Origin of the sequence: Mycobacterium sp. NPDC048908 (genome assembly GCF_043197955.1) — a bacterium.
Classification (GTDB): Bacteria; Actinomycetota; Actinomycetes; order Mycobacteriales; family Mycobacteriaceae; genus Mycobacterium.
On the sequence record NZ_JBICUE010000010.1, the window covers coordinates 64,587 to 85,042 of the forward strand.

Below are 20,456 nucleotides of genomic sequence, written 5' to 3' on the forward strand. Positions count from 1 at the left end.
GAAATCGAGTATGCGACTACCTAATCCTGTTCGCTGCCAGCGACTGACCATAGTAAAGCGGCGCTAGCTGCTGTTTCGGCTCGAGACAAAGAGGTGGTCGTGATGGGTGTCGGCATGGGTTACGCCAAGTACGTCGGCCGGGTTGGTGGTTTGGCAGTGGCGTTGGGAGTCGGGGTTGCGGTCGCGACAGCGCCCGGGTCGGCGTGGGCAGACACATCGGATTCCACGACGGACTCGTCGTCGTCAGCGCCGGCGGATGCAAAGCCGTCGTCACCGGACTCCTCCGAGTCGTCCCAGTCCTCTGCGTCGAACGAAGCCGACGGGGAGCACGAAGGGGACACCGACAGCGGCTCCGGCACAGTCGTGCACAAGGACGTCGACGGCTCGGGCGACAGCAAGAAATCCACGACAACGGCCGTTACGAAAGGCAAAAACGCGGGCACCGACAGATCGGACGAGGTGACCTCGGCGAAGAAACCGAAGAAGAAGGCGTCAAGCGTCCGCTCGAGCGGCACCGAGTCGAATACCACCGATTCCACCGATGGGAATTCGAGCGCCCGCAGCGCGGAACCGACGAAACCGCAGTCTGAGCCGGCGAACGATCCGGCATCCACAGTCGGGTCGGTCGCCGACGCGGCGCCGGTATCGACGTCGGTGACGCTGGGCATCGCTTCGGTGCAGGATGCACCGAAGGTCAAGCCTGCGACCGATTTTGATGTGACACCGTTGAAGTCTGACCTGTTGTCGGCCGTCGGTCTCGCGCCGGCGGCGGACGGCGACGCTCCGGCCATACCGGGTGACTCGCCGCTCACGCTCATCGGCCTCGCGGCGATGCGTCGGCAGACCAAACAGGGTTTGGTCGAGGACGGGACGTTGACGAAAACCGCCGATACATCGCAGACGAGTTTGATGATGGCGGCCGCGGTGCCGAATTCTGCGCCGACGGCGGCTCCCGCAGTGAGTGCGCCCGATCAAGGCACCGGAGCGGTCGTCGTCGCTCTGAACGCGTCGGATGCCGACGGCAATGCGCTGACATACAGCGTGTCCGGACAGCCGACGGGCGGAGCGGTTGAGGCTTTGGGCGGCGGGCAGTTCCGCTACACGCCGACGGTGGCGTCCCGATTGGCTTCGGCGACGACGTCGGCGCCGGACTTCGACACGTTCACGGTCACCGTCGATGACGGCCAGGGCGGCGTCACGCCCGTGAGTGTCACCGTGCCGAAACTCCCGGCGGTGTTGGCGAACCAGGCGTCGTCGTCGAACCTGACAGGCGCGAATCCGTACGGCGTTGCGCTGGTGGGTGATCTGGCTTATGTGGCGAATCAGGGCACCAATACGGTGACGGTCGTCAACACCACCACGGGTGCGGTAGTCGGCAGCGCGATCGTTGTCGGTACGGCGCCGACCGGCGTGCTCGCCAACGCGGACGGCTCAAAGGTCTATGTCACCAACCGAACCAGCGGCACGGTGTCGGTGATTGACACCGCCACCAACAAAGTCGTCGACGTCAATCCGTCGACTGCGACGGTCGATTCGATCAAGGTGGGTACGAGCCCCGAATTCATGGCGCTCAACGACACAGGGACTCGGTTGTATGTCACGAACTACGGGTCCAGCAGTGTCTCGGTGATCGATACCACCACCAACAAGGTCGTTGACGTGAATCCGTCCACCGCGGCCGTCGACGCGATCATGGTTGGCGCCTATCCGCGCGGCATCGCTTTCACCACGGTCAACGGGCAGCCTCGGCTGTATGTGGTCAGCCGCGCAGGCAATTCGGTGTCGGTGGTCGATCTCAACACCTACAAGCTGATCGACGCCAATCCATCGACGACAACGGTTGATTCGATCAAGGTCGGGACCACGCCGGAGATGATCGCGATCCGCGATGGCTATGCCTACGTGACGAATAGCGGGTCGAATACCGTATCCGTGATCAACATCGCCACCAACAAGCTCGAGGGATCGGCGATTCCGGTGGGCTCCAAACCGGCGGGAATAACGTTCAGCACGGACGGAAGTGTGCTGTACGTGGCCAACGGCAACGACATGCTCAGTGTGATCAACGCCAAGACGCGCACCGTGATCAACACGGTGCAGATCGACGCCGTCCCGGAGACCAACTACCACATCGTCGCGGTGCGCGCGGACGGAAGCCTGGTCATCACCGACATGGCCGACAAAGCCGTACGGGTAGTCAAGCTCAACCGGGGCAACACGGCACCGGTGGCAATCACGAATCCAACGGTGGGCACAGCAGATTCGATGGGCGCAATCACCGGATCGGTCAACATCAAGGACTGGGACGGTGATCCGCTGTCCTACAGCGTCGTCGCGGCACCGACGAAGGGCACGCTCACGTTCAACGCGTCCGCGGGCACCTATACGTACACGCCCACACAGGCGGCCCGCGACGCCGCGGCCCAGACGCCGGCAACCGATGGCTTCACCATCCGCGCCACCGACGCCTACGGCGCCTCGGTGACAACCAGCGCTATCACTGTTTCCGTTCTGCCGACGCCCAACCGGGCGCCGCAGGCCGGAACCCCCTCGATCGATACGCAGAACGGCACTACCGGCGCAATCTCGGGATTGCTCAATTTCACTGACCCCGACCAAAATCCGATGACGTACAGTGTCCCGACACAACCCCCCAGCGGCACCGTCACACTCGTCGGATCGAGGTATACGTTCACGCCCAATCAGGCCGCTCGCGATGCGGCGGCGATTTCGGAGGGCCCCGATGCGGTGAGTATCACGGTGGTGGCAAGCGACGGTCAGTTGTCCACACCGGTGACGTTCGCGGTTCCGATCCTGCCGCCCAACTCACCCAACCATGCGCCGGTGGCCGGGACGCCATCGGCGGACACCATCGTCAACTCGTCGGGTGCCGTCTCCGGATCATTGAATTTCGTTGATCCAGATGGTGATCCGATGACGTACAGCGTCCCTGTGCAGCCGAACAGCGGCACCGTCACCTTCTCGGGCTCGCGCTACACCTTTACACCGACCGCGGCGGCTCGTGCGGCCGCCGCCGCATCCCAAGGTGGGGATTCTGCGACCATCACCGTTATCGCCAGTGACGGGCAGTCCTCCGACTCCGTCACGTTCACGGTTCCGATAATGCAGTCCGTGAAGACGACCAACCGGGCACCGTGGGTGCCGGGTAGCACGATTCCACGCACCGTCGACCCCGTCACTGGAACCGTTACCGGGTATGTGAATGTTCAAGACGCCGATGGCGATACGCTGAATTACACAGTTGCATCGCCGCCGACGCAAGGCGGCACCGTCACGTTTGACCAACGCAGCGGATACTTCACGTACACCCCGAGCCAGGCGGCGCGGACACAGGCAGCCCAGACCCCGGGGTTGGACTACGACACCTTCAGCGTCAACGTCACCGACGGGACCGCGGCGGTCAACACGACGGTCACAGTGCAAGTCGCTGCTGCATTGCCGCCGACCTCGCCGACGACGAACAACGCGGTCGACGTCGGAACCGGCCCAAGTGGCGTAGCCGTTCTGAAGAACAACAATGCGTACGTCGTCAACTATGACAGCAACTCCGTAACGGTGATCGACACTGCGACCAAGCAAGTCGTGAAGACGATCGACGTGGGCTCTGGTCCAATCAGCGTCGCAGCGGTGGACACCACTCAACGCCAGCGCGTCTACGTGACCAACTCGCTGTCCAACACGGTGTCGGTGATCGACCCGAACACCAATACGGTCATCAGCACTATCACCGTGCCTGTACAGGACGGCAGCTACTACGACGGCTACTACGACTACACCTTCACCTACCCGAACCGGGTCGCCGAGGTGGTCGCAAGTCCAAACCGCCTCTACGTCAATGCCACTGACGGCACAATCAGCGTGTTCGACACCACCAACGACGCCAACACCCTTCTGCGTACCAATCCACTCGGGGTCTTCACCGATTTGGAAATCAGCCCAGACGGCACGCGCCTGTACGGAACCCAGGGCGGCAGTCTGACTGTCATCAACACGACGACGATGTCGGCCACCAATGTGACGGTCGGCCCTGTGTTCACCGGAGACGGCTCCTACCAGGAGTACACGAACAGCGTCGGCAACGTTGCGCTGAGCCCCGACGGCAAGCGCGCATACGTCACGTACGGCGTGACGATCGCCCAGCGCGGCGTCGGCGGTCAGCCCTCCGGATCCTTCTTCACCGACTCCACCGGATCGAACTGGATGATCACCGGCGGCTACAGCGCAGTGGCAGTGATCGACACGGATCTGACCAGTCCCAACTACAACAAGCAGATCGCACGAATTCTGGTGCCCCTCGGTGCACAGGATGTGGTGGTCAGTGGGAACAACCTCTACGTGGCGAATTCGGACAACATGACCGTCACCGTCATCGACAGGACGACCAACATGCCAGTCGGAAGGTTCAGCACCGACCAGTCCACCGGCGGCCGCAGCCCGATCGTGATTCTTCCCGACTACTGGACCGGCTTCGTGCCCGCGTTCGCCCGCTACATCACCGTCGGCCCGAACGGGTCGGTCTACGTGACCGACTACGCCGACGGAAAGATGTATGCCGTCACGGTCGGGTCAATAGCGGTGTAACCGACCACCGGTGCTAAGCTGCCCGCGAAGTTCGACGTCCTTTAACGATCCGTCCAGAGAGGCGGAGAAGGAGGTCAGGGTCACTTGGGCTCTAGTGCAGCCTCATCAGGCACCGACCGGGAATTGATGTCCGCGGCAGACGTCGGCAGGACCATCTCCCGCATCGCCCACCAGATCATCGAAAAGACCGCGCTGGATGATCCAGCCGGTTCTCCGAACGTCATCCTGCTGGGAATCCCGACCAGGGGCGTCACGCTGGCCACCCGGCTGGCCGCCAAGATCAAAGAGTTCGCGGACGTCACCATTCCGCACGGCGCGCTGGACATCACGCTCTACCGCGACGACCTCGACTCCAAGCCGCCACGCCCGCTCGAAGACACCTCGATCCCCCAGGGCGGCATCGACGGTGCGCTGGTGGTCCTCGTCGACGACGTGCTCTACACCGGACGGTCGGTCCGTTCTGCGCTCGACGCGCTGCGTGATATCGGCAGGCCGCGCGCCGTGCAGTTAGCCGTCCTCGTCGACCGCGGGCACCGGGAGCTGCCCTTGCGTGCCGACTACGTCGGCAAGAACGTGCCGACGTCGCGCAGCGAGAACGTCAAGGTCCGGCTCTCCGAAATAGATGGAACCGACGGCATCACTCTGGCACCCCAAGGAGGGCCGGCCCGTTGATGAGCGCTCGCGCGAAGAGGACACAATCATGAAGCATCTGCTGTCGGCCGGCGACCTGTCCCGCGACGACGCGCTAGCGATCCTCGACGACGCCGATCGCTTCAGCCAGGCACTGCTCGGCCGCGAGGTCAAGAAGCTGCCGACTCTGCGCGGCCGGACGATCATCACGATGTTCTACGAGAACTCCACTCGCACCCGGGTGTCATTCGAGGTCGCCGGAAAGTGGATGAGCGCCGACGTCATCAACGTCAGCTCGTCGGGATCGTCCGTGGCCAAAGGGGAATCACTGCGCGACACCGCCTTGACCCTGCGGGCGGCGGGGGCGGACGCGCTGATCATCCGCCACCCCGCCTCCGGCGCGGCCCAGCAGCTTGCCGAGTGGACGGCCGGCGAGCACGGGGGTCCTGTGGTGATCAACGCCGGCGACGGCACCCACGAACATCCGACCCAGGCGCTACTCGACGCGCTGACGATCCGGCAGCGACTCGGCAGCATCGAGGGCAAGCGGGTGGTGATCGTCGGCGACGTCCTGCACAGCCGGGTGGCACGGTCCAACGTGCTGCTGCTGGCCACCCTCGGTGCCGAAGTGGTGCTTGTCGCGCCGCCAACGCTGCTCCCGGTCGGGGTAACCGACTGGCCGGTCACCGTCTCGCACGACCTCGACGCCGAACTGCCCCTCGCCGACGCGGTGCTGATGCTGCGCGTGCAGGCGGAGCGGATGAACGGCGGCTTCTTCCCGTCCGCCCGCGAGTACTCGGTGCTCTACGGTCTCTCCGAGAAACGCCAGGCGAAGCTGCCCGGCAACGCCGTGGTGCTGCATCCGGGGCCGATGGTCCGCGGCATGGAGATCGCGTTTTCGGTGGCTGACTCCACGCAATCGGCTGTGCTGCAACAGGTTTCCAACGGCGTGCACATCCGGATGGCTGTGCTGTTCCATCTGTTGGTCGGCGCGGAGGAGGCGGTCGGCGTATGAGTGTCTTGATTCGAGGGGTGCGACTCTACGGCGACGGCGACCGCGTCGACGTGCTTGCCGCCGACGGCCAGATCGCCGACATCGGGCCGGACCTGACCGCGCCCGACGACGCCGATGTCTTCGATGCCACCGGCCAGGTGCTGCTACCTGGCTTCGTGGACCTGCACACCCACCTCCGGGAGCCGGGTCGGGAGTACGCCGAGGATATCGAAACAGGTTCGGCCGCAGCTGCTTTGGGTGGTTATACCGCGGTTTTCGCGATGGCCAACACGAACCCGGTCGCCGACAGTTCGGTCGTCACCGACCACGTCTGGCACCGCGGCCAACACGTCGGGCTGGTCGACGTGCACCCCGTGGGGGCGGTCACGATGGGGCTGGCGGGCAAGCAGCTCACCGAGATGGGGTTGATGGCCGGGGGTGTCGGACAGGTGCGGATGTTCTCCGACGACGGCATCTGCGTGGACGACCCGCTGATCATGCGGCGCGCTCTGGAGTATGCGACCGGCCTGGGTGTGCTGATCGCCCAGCACGCCGAAGAGCCGCGCCTGACGGTCGGGGCCGTCGCGCACGAGGGGCCCAACGCGGCTCGGCTGGGGCTGGCCGGCTGGCCGCGCGCGGCGGAAGAGTCGATCGTCGCGCGCGACGCCTTGCTGGCCCGTGACGCGGGAGCGCGGGTGCACATCTGCCATGCGTCCACTGCAGGGACGGTCGAGATCATCAAGTGGGCGAAATCACAAGGCATTTCGATCACAGCCGAAGTCACACCTCATCACCTGCTGCTCGACGACGGTCGACTGGCCACCTACGACGGCCGCAACCGCGTCAACCCACCCCTGCGTGAGGCCTCAGACGCCGCGGCGCTGCGCCAGGCGCTTGCCGACGGCGTGATCGACTGTGTCGCCACCGACCACGCCCCGCACGCCGAACACGAAAAAATGTGTGAGTTCGCGCACGCGCGCCCCGGCATGCTCGGCCTGCAGACCGCGCTGTCCGTGGTGGTCGAGACGATGGTGCGGAGCGGGCTGCTGACGTGGCGCGACGTCGCTCGGGTGATGAGTGAAAACCCGGCGCGCATAGTCGGATTGCCTGATCAGGGCCGGCCACTGGAGATCGGCGAACCGGCCAACCTGACCGTCGTCGACCCCGACGCCACCTGGACCGTGGAGGGGGGCGCGCTGGCCAGCCGGTCGGACAACACGCCGTTCGAATCGATGGAATTGCCGGCCACCGTCACCCTGACGATGCTGCGCGGCAAGGTGACCGCGCGGGACGGGAAGAGCCCGGCATGAACTTCAAGCGAGTAGCGGAGGCGGATCGCGCGTGAACACCCAGCGAGTAGCGCAGGCGGATCGCGCATGAACACCCAGCGAGTAGCGCAGGCGGATCGCGCATGAACACCGGCACGCTCGTCACGATGCTGGTGATCGCCGCGGTGCTGGCCGTGCTGATCGCGTTGGTGATCCGGCAGATGATGCGCGGCTGGCTGCATCGAGCCCAGCGTCAGGCACAATTGATTGGCACGTTGCCGCAGCTACCGGATACCGTCGGTCCGGCGCTGATTTCCGCGACCAAGGGCCTCTACGTCGGCAGCACGCTGACGCCCAACTGGCTGGACCGCATCGCGGTAGGTGACCTCGGCTATCGCGCCAAGGCAGTGCTGACCCGCTATCCCGAAGGAATCATGTTGCAGCGCACCGGTGCCGGGCCCATCTGGATACCCGACGACGCGATCGAGGCGATCCGCACGGAGAAGGGCCTGGCCGGCAAGGTGATGACGCACGAAGGAATCCTGGCTATTCGGTGGCGGTTGCCGTCGGGCGCCCAGATCGACACCGGATTCCGCGCCGACGACCGCCGCGAGTACGACCGGTGGCTGGAGGGCGCCGCGTGACGTCGAACAAGGCAGTGCTTGTCCTGGAGGACGGCCGCATCTTCACCGGCGCCCCGTTCGGCGCCGTCGGGCAGACGCTGGGGGAGGCCGTGTTCTCCACCGGAATGTCGGGCTACCAGGAGACCCTGACCGACCCGAGCTACCACGGGCAGATCGTCGTCGCGACGGCGCCGCAGATCGGCAACACCGGATGGAACCACGAGGACGCCGAGAGCCGCGGCGACAAGATCTGGGTGGCCGGCTACGCGGTGCGTGACCCGTCACCGCGCGCGTCGAACTGGCGGGCCACCGGCACGCTCGAGGACGAACTGGTGCGGCAGGGCATCGTCGGGATCGCGGGTATCGACACCCGCGCCGTGGTGCGACACCTGCGCAGCCTGGGTTCGATGAAGGCCGGTGTGTTCTCCGGTGGCGCGCTCGCCGACCCTGATGAACTGCTCGCCAGGGTCCGCAACCAGCCCTCGATGCTAGGAGCCAACCTCGCAGGCGAGGTCAGCACCGACACCATGTACACAGTGGAACCCGAAGGGGCGCAACGGTTCACCGTCGCCGCCATCGACCTCGGGATCAAGACCAACACGCCCCGCAACTTCGCCAGACGCGGCATCCGCAGCCACGTGCTGTCGTCGACGGTGGAGTTCGATCAGATCGCCGACCTCAACCCCGACGGAGTGTTCCTGTCCAACGGACCTGGCGATCCGGCGACCGCCGACCACATCGTCGGCGTCACCCGCGAGGTGCTCGGCGCGGGCATTCCGCTGTTCGGCATCTGCTTCGGCAACCAGATCCTCGGCAGGGCCCTGGGCCGGTCGACCTACAAGATGGTGTTCGGGCACCGCGGCATCAATGTGCCGGTGATCGATCACGCCACCGGGCGGGTCGCGGTGACCGCGCAGAATCACGGGTTCGCTTTAGAGGGCGAGGCGGGGGAGCGGTTTGATACCCCGTTCGGCGCCGCTGAGGTCAGCCACACCTGCGCCAACGACGGCGTCGTCGAGGGCATCAAACTCGTTGACGGCCGCGCGTTTTCGGTGCAGTACCACCCCGAGGCGGCTGCCGGTCCACATGATGCGGAATACCTGTTCGACCAGTTCGTCGACCTGATGGGCGGAGGGCGATGATTCCCGTGGCGAGTGACCGCTTTTGTACAGAAATCTACGGCGTGTCGTGTACAAACACGGTCGCTCGCGCACAAGGGGAGCACTAGATGCCGAGGCGCAATGACCTCAACCACGTGTTGGTGATCGGCTCTGGGCCGATCGTCATCGGCCAGGCCTGCGAATTCGACTACTCCGGCACCCAGGCCTGCCGTGTGCTGCGCGCCGAGGGCCTACAGGTGAGCCTGGTCAACTCCAACCCGGCGACGATCATGACCGATCCCGAGTACGCCGACCACACATACGTCGAGCCGATCACGGCCGCATTCGTCGAGAAGGTCATCAAGCAGCAAGCGGAGCGCGGCAACAGGATCGACGCCGTCCTGGCCACGCTCGGCGGACAGACCGCGCTGAACACCGCTGTCGCCCTGTACGAGAACGGCGTGCTCGAGAAGTACAACGTCGAGATGATCGGCGCGGACTTCGAGGCCATTCAGCGCGGCGAGGACCGTCAGCGCTTCAAAGACATCGTCGCCAAGGTCGGTGGCGAATCCGCGCGCTCCCGCGTGTGTTTCAGCATGGACGAAGTCCGGGAGACCGTCGAAGAACTCGGGCTCCCGGTGGTGGTGCGCCCGTCGTTCACCATGGGCGGACTCGGCTCTGGCATGGCGTACTCCGCTGAGGACGTCGACCGGATGGCGGGCGACGGGCTGGCCGCGTCGCCGAGCGCCAACGTACTGATCGAGGAATCCATCTACGGGTGGAAGGAATACGAGCTCGAGCTGATGCGTGACCACCACGACAACGTGGTCGTCGTCTGCTCGATCGAAAACGTCGACCCGATGGGCGTGCACACCGGCGACTCGGTGACCGTGGCGCCCGCGATGACCCTGACCGACCGCGAATACCAGACGATGCGCGACCTGGGCATCGCGATCCTGCGCGAGGTCGGTGTCGACACCGGCGGCTGCAACATCCAGTTCGCCGTCAACCCCGCCGACGGCCGGCTCATCGTCATCGAGATGAATCCCCGCGTATCGCGGTCGTCGGCGTTGGCCTCCAAGGCCACCGGCTTCCCGATCGCCAAGATCGCCGCCAAGCTCGCGATCGGATACACACTCGACGAGATTCTCAACGACATCACCAAGGAAACCCCGGCCTGCTTCGAGCCGACGCTGGACTATGTCGTGGTCAAGGCGCCGCGGTTCGCCTTCGAGAAGTTTCCCGGCGCCGACCCCACGTTGACCACCACGATGAAGTCGGTCGGCGAGGCGATGTCTTTGGGCCGCAACTTCATCGAGGCGCTCGGCAAGGTGATGCGCTCACTGGAGACCGGCCGCGCCGGGTTCTGGACCGCGCCCGACCCCGAGCTGTCTGTCGACGAGCTGCTCGAGCGACTCAAGACGCCCACTGACGGTCGGCTGTACGACATCGAACTCGCTCTGCGCTTGGGCGCGACGGTCGAGCAGGTGGCGACGGCGTCTGGCGTTGACCCCTGGTTCGTCGAGCAGATCGCCGGGCTCGTCGCGCTGCGCGCCGAACTGCTGGACGCGCCCGTGTTGGACGAGGCGCTGTTGCGCCGCAGCAAGCACTTCGGTCTCTCGGACCGCCAAATCGCGGCGCTGCGACCAGAATTGGCGGGCGAAATGGGCGTGCGTGCGCTGCGCCAGCGGCTCGGCATTCACCCGGTCTTCAAGACCGTCGACACCTGTGCCGCCGAGTTCGAGGCCAAGACGCCCTACCACTACAGCAGCTACGAACTCGACCCGGCCGCCGAAACCGAGGTCGCCCCGCAGGCCGAGAAACCGAAGGTGTTGATCCTCGGCTCCGGCCCGAACCGGATCGGGCAGGGCATCGAATTCGACTACAGCTGCGTGCACGCGGCGACCACGTTGAGCCAGGCCGGTTTCGAGACCGTGATGGTCAACTGCAACCCCGAGACGGTGTCCACCGACTACGACACCGCGGACAGGCTGTACTTCGAACCACTGACGTTCGAGGACGTGCTGGAGATCTACTACGCCGAATCCGTTTCTGGTAGGAAGGGGCCCGGCGTCGTCGGCGTGATCGTGCAACTCGGCGGGCAGACTCCGCTGGGATTGGCTGAACGCCTCGAACAGGCGGGCGTGCCGATCGTGGGCACAAGTCCTAGGGCCATCGACTTGGCGGAGGACCGAGGCGCGTTCGGCGAAGTGCTGACCAACGCGGGACTGCCCGCGCCGCGGTTCGGCACGGCGATCAGCTTCGAGCAGGCGCGACGCATCGCCGCTGACATCGGCTATCCGGTGCTGGTGCGGCCGTCATACGTGCTCGGCGGTCGCGGCATGGAGATCGTCTACGACGAAGAAACCCTGAAGCGCTACATCACCCGCGCCACCCAGTTGTCGCCCGAGCATCCGGTGCTGGTCGACCGGTTCCTCGAGGACGCCATCGAGATCGATGTCGACGCGCTCTGCGACGGCACCGAGGTGTACATCGGCGGCATCATGGAGCACATCGAGGAAGCCGGCATCCACTCAGGTGACTCGGCATGCGCGCTTCCGCCAGTCACTTTGGGCCGCAGCGACATTGAGCAGGTGCGGCGGGCGACCGAGGCGATCGCCCACGGCATCGGAGTAGTCGGCCTGCTCAACGTGCAGTACGCACTCAAAGACGACGTGCTCTATGTGCTGGAGGCCAATCCGCGTGCCAGCCGGACGGTGCCGTTCGTGTCCAAGGCCACGGCCGTGCCGCTCGCGAAGGCCTGCGCGCGAATCATGCTTGGCGCCACCATTGCGCAGCTGCGCGACGAGGGCATCTTGGTCAAGACGGGCGACGGTGCCACCACTGCCCGCAACGCGCCGGTCGCGGTGAAGGAGGCAGTGCTGCCGTTCAACCGGTTCCGCAAAACCGACGGTGCCCAGGTCGACTCCCTGCTGGGCCCGGAGATGAAGTCGACGGGCGAGGTGATGGGCATCGACCACGACTTCGGCAGCGCGTTCGCCAAGAGCCAGACCGCCGCCTACGGTTCGCTGCCCGCCAACGGCACGGTGTTCGTCTCGGTGGCAAACCGAGACAAGCGCTCACTGGTGTTCCCGGTGAAGCGGCTGGCGGATCTCGGGTTCCGGGTGCTGGCCACCGAGGGGACCGCAGAGATGTTGCGACGCAACGGCATTCCCTGTGACGAGGTGCGCAAGCACTTCGAAGAGCCCAGCGAGGGACGTCCGGAACTGTCGGCCGTCGACGCGATCAGGGCGGGCGAGGTCGACATGGTGATCAACACGCCCTACGGCAACTCCGGCCCGCGCATCGACGGCTATGAGATCCGCTCGGCCGCGGTGTCGATGAACATCCCGTGTGTGACCACCGTGCAGGGCGCGTCCGCGGCCGTGCAGGGCATCGAGGCCGGCATTCGTGGCGACATCGGTGTGATGTCACTGCAGGAATTGCACAGCGTGCTAGGGCCGTAGTGGACGGGTTCGGTCGGCGGTTGGCCGACGCCGTGTCGCGGCGCGGGCCGCTGTGCCCGGGCATCGACCCGCACAAGGAACTGCTGCACGCGTGGGGGCTGTCGGCTGACAGCGACGGCCTGGCCAGGTTCAGCGACATCTGTGTGCGAGCCTTCGCCGATTTCGCGATCGTCAAGCCGCAGGTCGCGTTCTTCGAGGCGTTCGGCGCCAGAGGATTCGCGGTGCTCGAGCGCACCATCGCCGCGCTGCAGTCGTCGGGTGTGCTGGTGCTTGCCGACGCCAAACGCGGCGACATCGGCTCGACGATGGCCGCCTATGCCGACGCCTGGGCCGGCGACTCACCGTTGGCGGCGGACGCGGTGACAGCGTCGCCGTATCTCGGCTTCGACTCACTGCAGCCGCTTCTCGACACCGCGGCGGCGCACGGCCGCGGGGTGTTCGTGCTGGCCGCCACGTCGAACCCGGAGGGCGCAGGCGTCCAGCTGGCGAAGACCGACGCGGGCACAGTCGCGCAGTCGATCGTGGACTGCGCCGCCGCGATCAACCGTGCGTCGTCGCCCGATCCCGGCTCGGTCGGCGTCGTCGTCGGCGCCACGCTGACCTCGCCGCCCGACCTCAGCGCACTCGGCGGTCCGGTGTTGGTGCCGGGCGTCGGTGCGCAGGGAGGGCAACCCGACCGGCTCGGTGGCTTCGGCGGGGCCCAGCGTGGGCAGTTGCTGCCCGCGGTGTCACGCGACGTGCTGCGGGCGGGTCCGGATGCGGCCGCCCTGCGGGCCGCGGCCGAGCGCTACCGCGATGCAGTGGCATACCTGGCGTAACCAGCACCGTGGCAACGGGTTTGGCACAGACAAACCCGATCGGTTCGGTGCCCGATCGGCCGCGGCGAGCATGACCGGTGGCAGTGCAGGTTCGCTGACCAGTGCCGGCGATGCCCGAAAAGCCCGTCGCAATGAGTCGTCCCCCGACTAGTACGCCTCGCCCCAGCTATCTACTACGCACTGTAGTTGTCGAATGAGGAGTCCCCACGAGCGGAAATTCCGCCACAGTTGACAACTTCTGCCACACCCGGCGCAGAAGTCACAGCGATGTTATTTGAATGCCCAACCTCGTCGCCGGTTACCTGTCAACCGACCGGCTGCGACACGCCCGACACACCATGACCAGGGAAAATTTATTTTTCGCCGGCCGCCTGATCCGGGCCGGCGCGCCAGCTCACGGCCCAGCCGAAACTGTGACGGCCGACACAAAACACGAAAACCCTTGAAATGCAGGGATTTCCGCTGAACCTGTGAGAAACGCCGACCTTCGGGGTCGGTGAAACGCCGATGCCTGCAGCCCGTGCGCGCGCACTACACGCTGGGCTTTTGACCCAACAACCAGGGGGTGGGGTTCGCTTTCGTCAGATTGCGTGGGTACGGTCGTCCACGCTGGCTGGTTCTAGGAAGTTTCTAGGTCAGCCGAGACAAAACAGATCATGGTGACGAGACGGAGGAACCCGTGGCCCTTCCCCAGTTGACCGACGAACAGCGCGCGGCAGCGTTGGAGAAGGCTGCTGCCGCACGTCGAGCACGTGCCGAACTCAAGGATCGGCTCAAGCGCGGCGGCACCAACCTCAAGCAGGTGCTCAAGGATGCCGAGACCGACGAGGTCTTGGGCAAGATGAAGGTTTCTGCGCTTCTGGAGGCGTTGCCCAAGGTCGGCAAGGTCAAAGCGCAGGAGATCATGACCGAACTCGAGATCGCCCCGACCCGCCGGCTGCGCGGCCTGGGCGACCGTCAGCGCAAGGCGCTGCTGGAGAAGTTCGACTTCACCAGCGACTAGTGAACCCCGGCCGGGGGGCCGGACAGCGATGAGCGCTCGCGCGAAGAGCAGAGTTCTGCGATGAGCCGCGTCGTGGTGCTGTCCGGCCCGTCAGCCGTCGGGAAATCCACAGTCGTCCGCTGCCTGCGGGAAAGGATTCCCGACCTGCACTTCTCCGTGTCCGTGACCACCAGGGCGCCCCGTCCCGGTGAGGTCGACGGCGTGGACTACACATTCGTCACCGCCGAGCGGTTCCAGCAGCTGATCGATGACGGCGCACTCCTGGAATGGGCGGAAATCCACGGCGGACTCCATAGATCAGGCACGCCAGCGGCACCCGTCCGCGATGCGAAGGCGGCGGGCTGGCCCGTTCTGATCGAAGTCGACCTGGCCGGCGCGCGGGCGGTCAAGGAGGCGATGCCGGAGGTCACCACGGTGTTCCTGGCGCCGCCCAGCTGGGAAGAGCTGGAGAGCCGATTGACGGGGCGGGGTACCGAATCGGCCGAGGTGATGGCCCGCCGACTCGCCACCGCCAGGGCGGAATTGGCCGCGCAGGGCGACTTCGATGTCGTCGTGGTGAACAGTGAATTGGAATCCGCCTGCAACGAATTGGTATCCTTGCTGGTGGGCGGGACTCGTTGAGCGCCCGTCGCCGGACGCCATCCCGCCCGAGAGCCACCTAAACCCCAGGAGATTTTTTCGTGAGCACCCCGCACGCCGACGCGCCACTGGCCGCTGTGGACGACCTCGACCCGTCCAGCGGTATCACAGCCAGCGCGTACGACACGCCGTTGGGCATCACCAACCCGCCTATCGACGAACTGCTGTCCCGCGCATCGAGCAAATATGCGCTGGTGATCTACGCCGCCAAGCGGGCGCGCCAGATCAACGACTACTACAACCAACTGGGCGACGGCATCCTCGAGTACGTCGGTCCGCTGGTCGAACCCGGGCTGCAGGAAAAGCCGCTGTCCATCGCAATGCGCGAGATCCACGAAGACCTGCTCGAGCACACCGAGGGCGAGTAGCTAGGGCCGGACGATGAGCCACTTGGGCGAAGAGCGACCGATCCGGTGACGGACCGCAAGCGGGTCATCGTCGGCGTCGCCGGTGGCATCGCCGCGTACAAGGCGGCCACGGTCGTCCGCCAGCTGACCGAAGCCGGACACTCCGTTCGCGTCGTGCCGACAGAGTCTGCGCTGCGCTTCATCGGCGCCGCGACGTTCGAGGCACTGTCCGGCAACCCCGTGCACACCGGCGTCTGGGATGACGTCCATCAGGTGCCGCACGTTCGCTTCGGCCAGGAGGCCGACCTCGTGGTGGTGGCGCCTGCCACCGCTGACCTGCTGGCTCGCGCGGTGGCGGGACGCGCCGACGATCTGCTGACCGCGACGCTTCTGACCGCGCGCTGTCCGGTGATGTTCGCACCCGCCATGCACACCGAAATGTGGTTCCACGCCGCCACTGTCGACAACGTCGCGACGTTGAGGCGAAGGGGCGCAATCGTTTTGGAGCCCGCCTCGGGCCGGCTCACCGGAGCCGACAGCGGTGCTGGCCGGTTGCCGGAGGCCGAGGAGATCACCACGCTCGCCGGGCTGTTGCTCGAACGCGGCGATGCGCTGCCTTACGACCTGGCCGGCGTCAAGGTGCTGGTCAGTGCCGGGGGCACCCGCGAGACGATCGACCCGGTGCGTTTCATCGGCAACCGCAGCTCGGGCAAGCAGGGCTACGCGATGGCGCGGGTGATGGCGCAGCGCGGCGCGGAGGTCACGCTGATCGCCGGCAACACGGCCGGGCTGATCGACCCGGCTGGTGTCGAGGTCGTCCACATCGGCTCCGCCGCACAGCTCAAAGACGCCGTCTCGAAGCACGCGCCCGATGCGCATGTGCTGGTGATGGCCGCCGCGGTCGCTGACTTCCGGCCGACCAACGTGCAGACCAGCAAGATCAAGAAGTCCGCCGATCCCAATGCGGCGGCCCCCGTCATCGAGCTGACCCGCACCGATGACGTGCTCGCCGGTGCCGTGCGGGCTCGTGCCGACGGCCAGCTGCCCAACATGCGGGCCATCGTGGGGTTCGCTGCCGAAACGGGCGACACGAACGGCGATGTGCTCTTCCACGCCCGCTCGAAATTGAAACGGAAAGGCTGCGATTTGCTCGTGGTCAATGCCGTCGGTGAGAATCGGGCGTTCGAAGTCGACAGCAACGACGGCTGGCTGCTTGCGTCGGACGGAACCGAATCGGCACTGGAGCACGGTTCGAAGACTCTGATGGCCAGCCGTATTGTGGACGCGATCGTGGCCTTCCTGCACAACAACGGCGGGTAGCGGCAGGACAAGCGAGCGCAGCTTCAGGCTCCAGACAAGGGTTGCGCGAGCGGGAGGCGCACGCTTGGCTGCACCGAGGCAGGCATATAATTCGATTGACTAAGTTTCGGAAAGGGTTCGAACCGTGAGCGATGCTCGGCTGTTTACCAGTGAGTCGGTAACCGAGGGCCACCCCGACAAGATCTGCGATGCCATCAGCGACTCGGTGCTGGACGCGTTGCTCGCCGACGATCCGAAATCGCGGGTCGCCGTGGAGACCCTTGTCACCACCGGCCAGGTACACGTCGTCGGCGAGGTGACCACACAGGCCAAGGAGGCCTTCGCCGACATCACCAACACCGTGCGCGCCCGCATCCTCAACATCGGCTACGACTCGTCGGAAAAGGGCTTCGACGGCGAGACCTGCGGTGTGAACATCGGTATCGGTAAGCAGTCGCCGGATATCGCCCAGGGCGTCGACACCGCGCACGAGACCCGCGTCGAGGGCGCAGGCGATCCGCTGGACGCCCAGGGCGCCGGCGACCAGGGCCTGATGTTCGGCTACGCGATCAAGGACACCCCTGAGCTGATGCCGTTGCCGATCGCGCTGGCCCACCGCCTGTCGCGCAGGCTGACCGAGGTGCGCAAGAACGGCGTGCTTGGCTACCTGAGGCCCGACGGCAAGACACAGGTCACCGTGCAGTACGACGGCACGACGCCGGTGCGTCTCGACACCGTCGTGCTCTCGACGCAGCACGCTGCGGGCATCGACCTGGACGCCACCCTGACCCCGGACATCCGGGAGAAGGTCGTCAACACCGTGCTGGCCGATCTGAACCACGACACGATGGACACTTCTGACTTCCGATTGCTGGTCAACCCGACCGGCAAGTTCGTGCTCGGCGGCCCGATGGGCGACGCCGGCCTGACCGGCCGCAAGATCATCGTCGACACCTATGGCGGCTGGGCCCGCCACGGCGGCGGCGCGTTCTCCGGCAAGGATCCGTCAAAGGTGGACCGTTCCGCCGCCTACGCGATGCGCTGGGTGGCAAAGAACGTGGTTGCAGCCGGCCTGGCCGAGCGCGTCGAGGTGCAGGTGGCCTACGCGATCGGCAAGGCGGCCCCGGTCGGACTGTTCGTGGAGACCTTCGGCAGCGAGACCGTGGACCCGGCCCGTATCGAGAAGGCCATCACGTCGGTGTTCGATCTGCGACCCGGCGCGATCGTCCGCGACCTGGATCTGTTGCGCCCGATCTACGCGCAGACCGCGGCGTACGGCCACTTCGGCCGCACCGACGTCGAACTGCCGTGGGAGCAGCTCAACAAGGTCGACGAACTGAAGGCCGCCGTCTAGTTGCTTGCCGAGCAGACGCAAAACTGACCTTTTGTCGACGAAATAGGGCAGTTTTACGTCTGCTCGCGCTAGGAACTGAATTCGTAATCCGCTAGCGGGAAGCGGCGGCTGCGCCAGATCGTCTCGAGTGTGCTGGCCGGCCGCAGCGGCACGTCGCCGTTCTTGTCGAAGTAGTAGCTGTTGGCCAGCCTGCAGCTGTCCTGCCAGAAGATCTGTCGGTGGCGTTTACGCATCATCTCGGCGAAGTAGCGGTCGTTGGCCTCCTGCGTCACCTCGACGCGGCTGGCGTGCTTGCGCCGAGCCTGTTTCAGGCATCGCACGATGTGGTGCGTCTGCGATTCGATCAGCGCGAAGTAGGAGTTTCCGACATAACCGTAGGGCCCGAACACCATGAAGAAGTTCGGGAAGCCGGGCACGCTGACGCCTTCGTAGGCCTGCAGGCGGTGCTCGTCCCAGTAGCGGCTCCACGACCGGCCGCCAGGACCGGTAACCGGATATGTCGGTAGCTCGTCGGTGTCCATGACCTTGAAACCGGTCGCCAGGATCAGCACGTCGATGTCGTGGCTGTCGCCGTCCTCGGTGGCCACCCCGGACCCGGTGATCTTGTCGATCGGTTCGGTGACCAGCCGGACGTTGTGGCGATTGAACGCCGACAGATAGGTGTTGTGGAAGCCGGGCCGCTTGCAACCGACGGCATATCGCGGCGTCAGCTTGTCCCGCACCTCAGGATCTTTGACCTGCTTGCGCAGATACGCCTCGCCGGCCTTGGCCATGTTCTTGGCCATCGGGTTGATGGTGAAGTACTGCGCGGGCAGCGTGAACGTGAGCTCGACATAGGCCTGGCTGAGGAGCCGCTGCACCGTGTGCCCGCCCGGCAGCCGCATCAGCCGCTTGGTCCACGCCGACAACGGCACGTCGAACTTCGGAAAGCACCATATCGGGGTGCGCTGAAAAACGGTCAGCTGCTTGACGATTGGCGCAATCTCGGGAATCACCTGGACCGCTGACGCACCGGTGCCGATGACCGCGACGCGCTTGCCGGTCAGGTCCTGGCTGTGATCCCAGCGTGCGGTGTGCATGGTGACGCCCGCGAACGAATCGACTCCGTCGATGTCGGGAAGTTTCGGCGTGATCAGCACCCCGGAGGCGTTGACCAGGAACCTGGCCGTCACCTCGCCGCCGGGATCGATGCGGATGTGCCAGAGGTTGTGCTTGTCGTCGAAGTCCGCGCCGAGCACCTTGGTCTTGAACCGAATCCTGGGTCGCAGCCCGTACTTGTCGACGCAGTGCTCGGCGTAGGCCTGCAGTTCGCGTCCCGGTGCGTAGGTCCGCGACCAGCGCGGGCTCTGCTCGAAGGAGAACTGATAGGAGAATGACGGAATGTCAACCGCGATACCGGGATACGTGTTCCAGTACCAGGTGCCGCCGGGCCCGTCGGCCGCCTCGACGACCAGGTAGTCGCCGAGGCCGGCTTTGTCCAGGTTGATGGCGGTGCCGATGCCGGAGAAACCGGCGCCCACAATGACGGTGTCGTAATCGGGCACGGAGGACATATACCGAATGTAAACCTCCGAATCGGAATCGCCGGGAGCTTACTCGGGCCAACTGTTGTTGCGAATGATCTCGACGAAGTCGTCGCGGACGAACGCTGGATCGAAATAGGCCAGCACGTCGTCGTTGACGGTGCCGAACGTGGTTGCCGGCCGGTGCGCCATGCCCTGGTTGAACGCCTGCAGGATGCGTCGTTTGAAGTCCGGCCTCGGATGCGCCGCGGTGACCGCATCACGGTCTTCTGCCGTCAGGTCGTCGCGGCCGATGCCGAGAACGTCGGTCTCGACGCCAGCGGTGACCAGGGCGATCTCAGGGTCGAGGAACTCGGGAATCCCTGGTGTGGTGTGCAGCGCGATGGAGAGCCACACCTTGCGCACCGTCGCATCGTCGCAACCGTGATCGCGCAGGAACTTTTCGGCCGCGTTGGCGCCGTCGACCTCGAACCGCACCATCGAGTCGCGGTACCCCTCCGTCAAGCCGATGTCGTGGAACATCGCCCCGACGTACAGCAGTTCCAGATCGGGATCGAGCCCGCGCCGCTTGCCCTGCAGCGCGCCGAACAGGAAAACGCGCCGGGAGTGGTTGTACAGCAGGTCGTTTTCCGTGTCGCGGATGTATTCGGTGGTGTCTCGTACGAGTTGGGTGTCTGGTATCGCGATCCCCGCGATGGTCTGTGTTGTCATGGCTTCAGTTTTGGTCCGCTGCGGCCCCGGCATGCAGTGTCCGTTGAGCCATTTTTCCCACAGAAAACGACATATGCT

Annotated in this window: 16 protein-coding genes; 13 read left to right on the forward strand and 3 right to left on the reverse strand. The window is 65.5% G+C overall.

Annotated features, from left to right (window positions below; all coding sequences use genetic code 11):
* Positions 1-119: 119 nt before the first annotated feature.
* Entirely contained in the window at positions 120-668 is a 549-nt protein-coding gene (locus ACGFK1_RS23515; RefSeq protein WP_393434941.1) for a hypothetical protein, read from the reverse strand.
* On the opposite strand from ACGFK1_RS23515, the gene ACGFK1_RS23520 reads away from it, so the two are divergent.
* The 13 genes from ACGFK1_RS23520 (at position 655) to metK (ending at position 18,144) form a co-directional block, all read left to right on the forward strand.
* Positions 655-4,602 (forward strand): Ig-like domain-containing protein, encoded by a 3,948-nt coding sequence (locus ACGFK1_RS23520; protein ID WP_393434944.1) that lies wholly within the window; start codon positions 655-657, stop codon positions 4,600-4,602. The genes ACGFK1_RS23515 and ACGFK1_RS23520 overlap by 14 nt on opposite strands.
* An 84-nt stretch (positions 4,603-4,686) precedes the next feature.
* Positions 4,687-5,274: a bifunctional pyr operon transcriptional regulator/uracil phosphoribosyltransferase PyrR gene (pyrR, locus tag ACGFK1_RS23525; RefSeq protein ID WP_393434946.1), complete on the forward strand. Its 588-nt coding sequence runs from the start codon at positions 4,687-4,689 to the stop codon at positions 5,272-5,274.
* A 28-nt stretch (positions 5,275-5,302) separates the two neighbouring features.
* Positions 5,303-6,247, forward strand: a complete 945-nt coding sequence (locus ACGFK1_RS23530) for an aspartate carbamoyltransferase catalytic subunit (protein ID WP_393434949.1) — start codon at positions 5,303-5,305, stop codon at positions 6,245-6,247.
* On the forward strand, positions 6,244-7,536 hold the full coding sequence (locus ACGFK1_RS23535) for a dihydroorotase (protein WP_393434952.1): 1,293 nt from the start codon (positions 6,244-6,246) through the stop codon (positions 7,534-7,536). The genes ACGFK1_RS23530 and ACGFK1_RS23535 overlap by 4 nt, the downstream gene beginning before the upstream one ends.
* Positions 7,537-7,637: 101 nt before the next feature.
* Entirely contained in the window at positions 7,638-8,138 is a 501-nt protein-coding gene (locus ACGFK1_RS23540; RefSeq protein WP_393434955.1) for a transporter, read from the forward strand.
* Positions 8,135-9,259 carry a glutamine-hydrolyzing carbamoyl-phosphate synthase small subunit gene (gene carA / locus ACGFK1_RS23545; RefSeq protein WP_393434958.1) on the forward strand — a complete coding sequence of 375 codons (1,125 nt, stop codon included), beginning with the start codon at positions 8,135-8,137 and terminating at the stop codon, positions 9,257-9,259. The genes ACGFK1_RS23540 and carA overlap by 4 nt, the downstream gene beginning before the upstream one ends.
* Before the next feature lie 86 nt (positions 9,260-9,345).
* Positions 9,346-12,684 (forward strand): carbamoyl-phosphate synthase large subunit, encoded by a 3,339-nt coding sequence (gene carB, locus ACGFK1_RS23550; RefSeq protein WP_393434961.1) that lies wholly within the window; start codon positions 9,346-9,348, stop codon positions 12,682-12,684.
* On the forward strand, positions 12,684-13,502 hold the full coding sequence (pyrF, locus tag ACGFK1_RS23555; protein ID WP_393434964.1) for an orotidine-5'-phosphate decarboxylase: 819 nt from the start codon (positions 12,684-12,686) through the stop codon (positions 13,500-13,502). Before carB ends, pyrF begins: the two co-directional genes overlap by 1 nt.
* A gap of 679 nt (positions 13,503-14,181) precedes the next feature.
* Positions 14,182-14,505 carry an integration host factor, actinobacterial type gene (gene mihF / locus ACGFK1_RS23560; protein ID WP_067811067.1) on the forward strand — a complete coding sequence of 108 codons (324 nt, stop codon included), beginning with the start codon at positions 14,182-14,184 and terminating at the stop codon, positions 14,503-14,505.
* A gap of 60 nt (positions 14,506-14,565) precedes the next feature.
* Complete coding sequence (gene gmk / locus ACGFK1_RS23565; protein ID WP_393434968.1) at positions 14,566-15,126, forward strand: guanylate kinase; 561 nt, start codon at positions 14,566-14,568, stop codon at positions 15,124-15,126.
* Between the two features lie 59 nt (positions 15,127-15,185).
* Positions 15,186-15,512, forward strand: a complete 327-nt coding sequence (gene rpoZ / locus ACGFK1_RS23570; RefSeq protein WP_393434971.1) for a DNA-directed RNA polymerase subunit omega — start codon at positions 15,186-15,188, stop codon at positions 15,510-15,512.
* A 45-nt stretch (positions 15,513-15,557) separates the two neighbouring features.
* On the forward strand, positions 15,558-16,811 hold the full coding sequence (gene coaBC / locus ACGFK1_RS23575) for a bifunctional phosphopantothenoylcysteine decarboxylase/phosphopantothenate--cysteine ligase CoaBC (protein WP_393434973.1): 1,254 nt from the start codon (positions 15,558-15,560) through the stop codon (positions 16,809-16,811).
* 124 nt (positions 16,812-16,935) lie between these two features.
* Positions 16,936-18,144: a methionine adenosyltransferase gene (gene metK, locus ACGFK1_RS23580; RefSeq protein ID WP_393434976.1), complete on the forward strand. Its 1,209-nt coding sequence runs from the start codon at positions 16,936-16,938 to the stop codon at positions 18,142-18,144.
* A gap of 68 nt (positions 18,145-18,212) precedes the next feature.
* Here metK and ACGFK1_RS23585 read toward each other — a convergent pair whose 3' ends face one another.
* Both ACGFK1_RS23585 and ACGFK1_RS23590 read right to left on the reverse strand, forming a co-directional pair.
* On the reverse strand, positions 18,213-19,697 hold the full coding sequence (locus ACGFK1_RS23585) for a flavin-containing monooxygenase (RefSeq protein ID WP_393434979.1): 1,485 nt from the start codon (positions 19,695-19,697) through the stop codon (positions 18,213-18,215).
* Positions 19,698-19,736: 39 nt separating this feature from the next.
* Positions 19,737-20,378, reverse strand: coding sequence for an HD domain-containing protein (locus ACGFK1_RS23590; RefSeq protein ID WP_393434982.1), 642 nt, complete (start codon positions 20,376-20,378; stop codon positions 19,737-19,739).
* Positions 20,379-20,456 lie beyond the last annotated feature (78 nt).

What these genes read in the sequence shown, in the direction of transcription:
- ACGFK1_RS23515 (WP_393434941.1), bottom strand. Translation starts at nt 668, where the DNA reads ATGCCCAGCGTCACCGACGTCGATACCGGCGCCGCGTCGGCGACCGAC.
- ACGFK1_RS23530 (WP_393434949.1), top strand. Translation starts at nt 5,303, where the DNA reads ATGAAGCATCTGCTGTCGGCCGGCGACCTGTCCCGCGACGACGCGCTA.
- ACGFK1_RS23535 (WP_393434952.1), top strand. Translation starts at nt 6,244, where the DNA reads ATGAGTGTCTTGATTCGAGGGGTGCGACTCTACGGCGACGGCGACCGC.
- ACGFK1_RS23540 (WP_393434955.1), top strand. Translation starts at nt 7,638, where the DNA reads ATGAACACCGGCACGCTCGTCACGATGCTGGTGATCGCCGCGGTGCTG.
- carB (WP_393434961.1), top strand. Translation starts at nt 9,346, where the DNA reads ATGCCGAGGCGCAATGACCTCAACCACGTGTTGGTGATCGGCTCTGGG.
- gmk (WP_393434968.1), top strand. Translation starts at nt 14,566, where the DNA reads ATGAGCCGCGTCGTGGTGCTGTCCGGCCCGTCAGCCGTCGGGAAATCC.
- ACGFK1_RS23585 (WP_393434979.1), bottom strand. Translation starts at nt 19,697, where the DNA reads ATGTCCTCCGTGCCCGATTACGACACCGTCATTGTGGGCGCCGGTTTC.
- ACGFK1_RS23590 (WP_393434982.1), bottom strand. Translation starts at nt 20,378, where the DNA reads ATGACAACACAGACCATCGCGGGGATCGCGATACCAGACACCCAACTC.